This is a genomic window from Kitasatospora sp. NPDC059146, from assembly GCF_042786665.1.
GTDB lineage: Bacteria > Actinomycetota > Actinomycetes > Streptomycetales > Streptomycetaceae > Kitasatospora.
Genome location: NZ_JBHZCY010000162.1, coordinates 1 through 6,248, shown reverse-complemented (window position 1 = coordinate 6,248; position 6,248 = coordinate 1). Strand labels below are relative to the sequence as shown.

The following is a 6,248-nucleotide window of genomic DNA, read 5'->3' as shown; positions in this document are numbered from 1 at the left end:
GCCGCCGGTGGCCCCGCCGCCCCCCACGGGGGTGGCGTCGACGGGCACACCGGCCCCCCGCCGGTCGCACCGCAGCCGATCCGGCTCGCCTTCGACCACGCCCGCATCCTGGCCGACGGCCTCGACCGGGTGCGCGCCAAGCTGGAGTACAGCCCGCTCGCCACCGCCTTCCTGCCCCACGACTTCACCATCCCCGACCTCCGCGCCGTCTACGAGGCCGTCTGGGACGAGAAGCTCCACCCCGGCAACTTCCACCGCAAGGTCCTCTCCGCCCCCGGCTTCGTCGAGAGCACCGGCACCACCACCCAGCGCGGCGGCGCCCGCGGCGGCCCCCGCGCCCGCACCTACCACGCCGGCGGCGCCCGACTGCTGCACCCCGCCCTGCTCCGCCCCGCCCGCGAGGACGGCCCGGGCCCCGGCGCACCCGCCACCGACGACCGGCCCCGCTGAGCCCCGGGCTACCATCCGCCCATGACCACCGACGAAGCGACCCGCACCACCCACCGGCCGTTCTCCCACTGCCACTTCTGCGGCACGCCGTACGCGCCCGGCACCGACGGCTGGCCCCGCACCTGCCCCGGCTGCGCCGAGATCAGCTACCGCAACCCGCTGCCCGTCGCCGTCACCGTCCTGCCCGTCACCCGGCCCGACGCCGAGCCGGCCCTGGTCGTCATCCGTCGCACCATCGAACCCGGCTACGGCGAACTCGCCTTCCCCGGCGGCTACATGGACTTCGGCGAGAGCTGGCAGCAGGCCTGCGTGCGCGAACTCGCCGAGGAGACCGGCATCCTGGCCGACGCCGCCGACGTCCGCCTGATCCACACGGCCTCCGACCCCAACGGCCGCTTCATCATGCTCTGCGGACTCCTCCCCGCCCGCCCGCTCGCCGAACTCCCGCCCTCCCTCCCCACCGACGAGACCGAGGGCTGGCTGCTCGCCACCGCCGACACCGCGCTGGTCTGGGACTTCCACAACGGCATCCTGCGCCGCTGGTTCGACGGCGAGTTCACCCCCCGCTGAGGGGCGGCCCGCCGAGGGGTGGCGCAACGCCCGGCCGACCCTGGCGCAGCGGCCGCTCGCATGGCATGGTCTGCACCGACAGCCCAACCGGACGGGTTGGCCACGAGCTCACCCGTCCCCACCACCGGCCGGGAGACCACCACCGTGAGCACCCCAACCCAGGACCAGCCGCTCTGGCGCCCCAACCCCGCTCGCGCCGCCGCCACCAGCCTGGTCGCCTTCCAGGCCTGGGCCGCCCAACACCACGGAGCCCCGGCCGCCCCGCTCGCTCCGGCCGCCGACGACCAGCAGGCCGCCCAGCGCTACGCGGACCTGCACGCCTGGTCCACCGCCGACCTCGACCGCTTCTGGACCGCGGTGACGCAGTGGTTCGACGTCCGCTTCACTGAGGCCCCCGAGGCCGTCCTCGCCGACCCGGCCATGCCCGGCGCCCGCTGGTTCCCCGGCGCCCGCCTCAACTACGCCGAGCACGCCCTGCGCGCCGCCGAGGACGAGGCGAACGCCGACCGCCCGGCGATCCTCCACCTGGACGAGACCACCGAGCAGCCGGCCGCCCTCAGCTGGTCCGAACTGCGCCGCCAGGTCGGCTCGCTGGCCGCCGCCCTGCGCGCCCGCGGCGTCCGCCCCGGCGACCGGGTCAGCGCCTACCTGCCGAACATCCCGCAGGCCGCCGTCGCACTGCTCGCCACCGCCGCCGTCGGCGCCGTCTGGACGAGCTGCGCCCCCGACTTCGGCGCCCGCAGCGTCCTCGACCGCCTCCAGCAGATCGAACCCGCGGTCCTCTTCGCCGTCGACGGCTACCACTACGGCGGCAAGGACCACGACCGCACCGAGGTCGTCGCCGAGCTGCGCCGCGAACTCCCCAGCCTGCACACCGTGGTGCACGTCCCGCTGCTCGGCGCCCCGGCCCCCGAGGGCGCCCTCCGGTGGGAGGACCTGGTCGCCGAGGACGTGGCGCCGGTGTTCGAGCCGGTCCCCTTCGACCACCCGCTCTGGGTCCTCTACTCCTCCGGCACCACCGGCCTGCCCAAGGCCATCGTCCAGAGCCAGGGCGGCATCCTGCTCGAACACCTCAAGCAGGCCGGCCTCCACCTCGACCTCGGCCCCCGGGACCGCTTCCTCTGGTACACCTCCACCGGCTGGATGATGTGGAACTTCCTGCTGGCCGGCCTCCTGGTCGGGGCCACGATCGTCACCTACGACGGCAGCCCCGGCCACCCCGACACCGGCGCCCTGTGGTCCGTCGCCGCCCGTACCCGCGCCACCGTCCTCGGCACCTCCGCCGCGTACGTCATCGCCAGCCGCAAGGCCGAGCTGCACCCCGGCCGCGAACTCGACCTCTCCGCCGTCCGCTGCATCGGCACCACCGGCTCCCCGCTCCCGCCGGACGGCTTCCGCTGGATCTACGACGAGGTCAAGCAGGACGTCTGGCTCGCCTCGGTCAGCGGCGGCACCGACGTCTGCTCCTGCTTCGTCGGCGGCGTCCCCACCCTGCCCGTGTACCTCGGTGAGATCCAGGCCCCCTGCCTGGGCGCTGCCGTCGAGTCCTGGGACGTCCAGGGCCACCCGCACACCGACACCGTCGGCGAGCTCGTCGTCACCAAGCCGATCCCGTCGATGCCCACCGGCTTCTGGAACGACCCCGAGGGCACCCGGTACCACGACAGCTACTTCGACACCTACCCCGGCATCTGGCGCCACGGCGACTGGATCACCGTCACCTCCCGGGGCACCGTCGTCATCCACGGCCGCTCCGACTCCACCCTCAACCGCCAGGGCGTCCGGATGGGCTCCTCGGACATCTACGAGGTGGTCGAGCGCCTCCCCGAGATCGCCGAGTCCCTGGTCATCGGCCTGGAGGAGCCCGACGGCGGCTACTGGATGCCGCTGTTCGTCGTCCTCGCCCCCGGCGCCGAACTCGACGACGACCTCATCGGCCGCATCCGCACCTCGCTGCGCACCGAGCTCTCCCCGCGCCACGTCCCGGACGAGGTGATCGTCGTCCGCGGCCTGCCGCACACGCTGACCGGCAAGCGCATCGAGGTCCCGGTCAAGCGGATCCTCTCCGGTACCCCGCTGGAGCAGGCCGTCAACCCCGGTTCGGTCGACAACCTCGACCACCTGCGCTTCTTCGAGCGGCTCCGGGTCGACCGCCAGGCCTGACCGACCCGGGCGAACGCCGAAGGGGCGCCCCCACCGGTGCGGTGGGGGCGCCCCTTCAGCGTTTCCCGGGTCCTACTCTTCCCTGTCCCGGCTCCTACTCGCCGGAGAGCACCTGCTGCGCGGCGGCCCGCGCCTCCTCGGCGCTGTCCGCGGCCCGGGCCGCCTCGGCGGCCCGGCGGCACTGCGCCAGCGTGTACTTCGCCAGCGTGCTCCGGACGTAGGGGATCGAGGCCGAGCCCATGGAGAGGCTGGTGACGCCCAGACCGGTCAGCACCACGGCCAGCAGCGGGTCGGACGCCGCCTCACCGCAGACGCCACAGCTCTTGCCGGTCGCCTGCGCGGCCTCGGCGGCCGCGGCGACCAGGTCCAGCAGCGCCGGCTGCCACGGGTCCTGCAGCCGGGCCAGCGCACCGACCTGACGGTCGGCGGCGAAGGTGTACTGGGCCAGGTCGTTGGTCCCCAGCGACAGGAACTCGACCTCCTGGAGGATCGACCGGGCCCGCAGCGCGGCCGACGGGATCTCCACCATCGCACCGAACTTGGCGTCCAGCCCGGCCTCGCGGCACGCGGCGGCGAAGTCCGCGGCGTCCTTGCGGTCGGCCACCATCGGGGCCATCACCTCAAGGTGCACCGGCAGGCCCGCGGCCGCCGTGGCCAGCGCCCGCAGCTGGGTGCGCAGCACCTCCGGGTGCTCCAGCAGGGTGCGCAGACCGCGCACGCCCAGCGCCGGGTTCGGCTCGTCGGCCGGGGTCAGGAAGTCCAGCGGCTTGTCCGCGCCCGCGTCCAGCGCCCGGACCACGACCCGGCCCTCCGGGAAGGCCTCCAGCACCTTGCGGTACGCCTCGACCTGCTTCTCCTCGCTGGGAGCCTTCGCCGAGTCGTCCAGGAACAGGAACTCGGTACGGAACAGGCCGACGCCCTCCGCACCGTTCTCCAGCGCGGCCGGCACGTCCGCCGGGCCGCCCACGTTGGCGAGCAGCGGCACCCGGTGCCCGTCCGAGGTCTGCCCCGGGCCGGAGGAGGCGGCCAGCGCGGCCTTGCGCTCGGCGGCGACCGCCCGCAGCTCGTCCTGCTTCTCCCGCGACGGGTCCAGCAGCACGTCGCCCGAACTGCCGTCCACCGCGACGACGGTGCCCTCGGCGACGTCCGTCGCCCCCGACAGCGCGACCACGGCCGGCACGCCCATGGCCCGCGCCAGGATGGCGCTGTGGCTGGTCGGCCCGCCCTCCTCGGTCACGAAGCCGAGCACCAGCGTCGGGTCCAGCAGCGCGGTGTCGGCCGGCGCCAGGTCCCGCGCGAACAGCACGTACGGCTCGTCGCTGTCCGGCACGCCCGGCATCGGCACGCCCAGCAGGCGCGCCACGATGCGGTTGCGCACGTCGTCCAGGTCGGCGACACGCCCGGCCAGGTACTCCCCGGCGGAGGCCAGCAGCGCCCGGTAGGCCGCGAAGGCGTCGTACACGCCGCGCTCGGCACTGCTGCCGACGGCGATCCGGCGGGACACGTCGGCCATCAGCTCCGGGTCCTGCGCCATCAGCGCCTGGGCCTCCAGCACGGCCTGCGCCTCGCCGCCGGCCAGGTTGCCGCGCGCGATCAGGTCGGCCGCGACCGCCTCGACGGCTGCCTGGGCGCGTGCCTGCTCACGCGGGGCGTCCTCGGTCGGGATCTGGGTGGCCGGGGGCTCCAGGACCGCCGTACCCATGTGCCGCACCTGGCCGATCGCGACCCCGTGGCTGACCCCCACGCCGCGCAGTGTCTTCTCCATGTTCCTGTTTCTCCGCTGAGAGGAGCGGCCCCGCCGGGAACCGCTGAGTGCCGGGTCGCCCCGTCAACTCCTGCGGGGCGGGTGTGTGTCGGTGACCGAGGGGTCAGTTCCAGCTGAACAGCTGGTCGCCGGCCTGGGCCTCGCCGGACTCGACCAGGTTGCCCAGGGAGTCGGGAGCGGCCTCCAGCGCCACGATCGGCGAGATCGGCGACTTGCCGGCGGCCTCGACCGCGGCCGGGTCCCACCGGATCACGGCCTGACCGCGGGTCACCGTGTCGCCCTTGTTGACGAGCAGCTCGAAGCCCTCGCCGTTCAGCTGCACCGTGTCGATCCCCAGGTGGGTCAGCACACCGTGCCCGTCCGCGTCCACCACCACGAAGGCGTGCGGGTGCATGGAGACCACGACGCCGTCCACCGGAGCGACCGCCTCGGTGGGCTCGCGAACCGGGTCGATCGCGGTGCCCGGGCCGACCATCGCGCCCGAGAACACCGGGTCCGGAACGCCCGCGAGCCCGACGACCTGTCCGGTCAGCGGCGACGTCACAGTGGTCATGGTTGTGCCTCCCAAGTACGCAATACAGCGAAGCGGCCGCGAGCGCGGCGCGACGATCAACTGAAGCCTAAATCATGTCAACTTCGGACATCTGTTGACATTCCCGGGCGAAGACCCACGCCCCCACCCGTCTACCGACCGGCGTCACATCGACCCGCGACTGGTCTAGTCCTCTTAGCCGATGCGCCGCACTCTACAGCCATCTTGGCGAATCGGGACCATTGCTGTATATGCTCGCGAGAGCAACAAATCATGCCGCCGTCCGGGTGACCCACGGCGAGCCTCGATTCGCGCTCCGGCAACCGACCCGCTATGGTTGGCCGAGTCGCCACAACTTGGCGGTTAACACCAGATTTCAGATGCAAAAAGCCCCGGTAAACGGAGCGGAAAACATCTGGTAAGCTGGAAACACGAAAGAACGAAGCGCCCGGAGGGCCCGCTGGAAGGCGGTCCGAAGGAAGCGTCCGTTCCTTGAGAACTCAACAGCGTGCCAAAAGTCAACGCCAGATATGTTGACATCCCCGGCCTCAGGTTTCCTGGGGTTGGAGATTCCTTTTGAAACAAACACTAGCGAGGACGCAGTGCGCGGGATCACCCTATTCCGGTGGTTGCCGTGCCGCTCAACGCGGGTGTCGACCCGATTACGGGTATACATTCACGGAGAGTTTGATCCTGGCTCAGGACGAACGCTGGCGGCGTGCTTAACACATGCAAGTCGAACGGTGAAGCCCTTCGGGGTGGATCAGT

The 6,248-nt window shown here is 72.6% G+C and carries 4 protein-coding genes, 1 rRNA gene and 1 pseudogene; 4 read left to right on the top strand and 2 right to left on the bottom strand.

The window, feature by feature from the left end; genetic code table 11:
* The 3 genes and pseudogenes from ACFXPX_RS39370 to ACFXPX_RS39360 all read left to right on the top strand — a co-directional run.
* Positions 1 to 450, top strand: a pseudogene (locus tag ACFXPX_RS39370) (hypothetical protein); the annotation flags it as partial.
* 21 nt (positions 451 to 471) lie between these two features.
* Positions 472 to 1,020: an NUDIX domain-containing protein gene (locus tag ACFXPX_RS39365; protein ID WP_375892299.1), complete on the top strand. Its 549-nt coding sequence runs from the start codon at positions 472 to 474 to the stop codon at positions 1,018 to 1,020.
* Positions 1,021 to 1,164: 144 nt separating this feature from the next.
* Positions 1,165 to 3,183: an acetoacetate--CoA ligase gene (locus ACFXPX_RS39360; protein WP_380644761.1), complete on the top strand. Its 2,019-nt coding sequence runs from the start codon at positions 1,165 to 1,167 to the stop codon at positions 3,181 to 3,183.
* Positions 3,184 to 3,277: 94 nt separating this feature from the next.
* Here the strand turns inward: ACFXPX_RS39360 and ptsP are convergent, their stop codons facing one another.
* Both ptsP and ACFXPX_RS39350 read right to left on the bottom strand, forming a co-directional pair.
* On the bottom strand, positions 3,278 to 4,948 hold the full coding sequence (gene ptsP, locus ACFXPX_RS39355; RefSeq protein WP_380530875.1) for a phosphoenolpyruvate--protein phosphotransferase: 1,671 nt from the start codon (positions 4,946 to 4,948) through the stop codon (positions 3,278 to 3,280).
* A gap of 103 nt (positions 4,949 to 5,051) precedes the next feature.
* Complete coding sequence (locus tag ACFXPX_RS39350) at positions 5,052 to 5,501, bottom strand: PTS glucose transporter subunit IIA (RefSeq protein ID WP_375892293.1); 450 nt, start codon at positions 5,499 to 5,501, stop codon at positions 5,052 to 5,054.
* Positions 5,502 to 6,155: 654 nt separating this feature from the next.
* Between ACFXPX_RS39350 and ACFXPX_RS39345 the strand changes: the two genes are divergently transcribed.
* Positions 6,156 to 6,248: ribosomal RNA gene (locus tag ACFXPX_RS39345) — 16S ribosomal RNA — on the top strand; the annotation flags it as partial.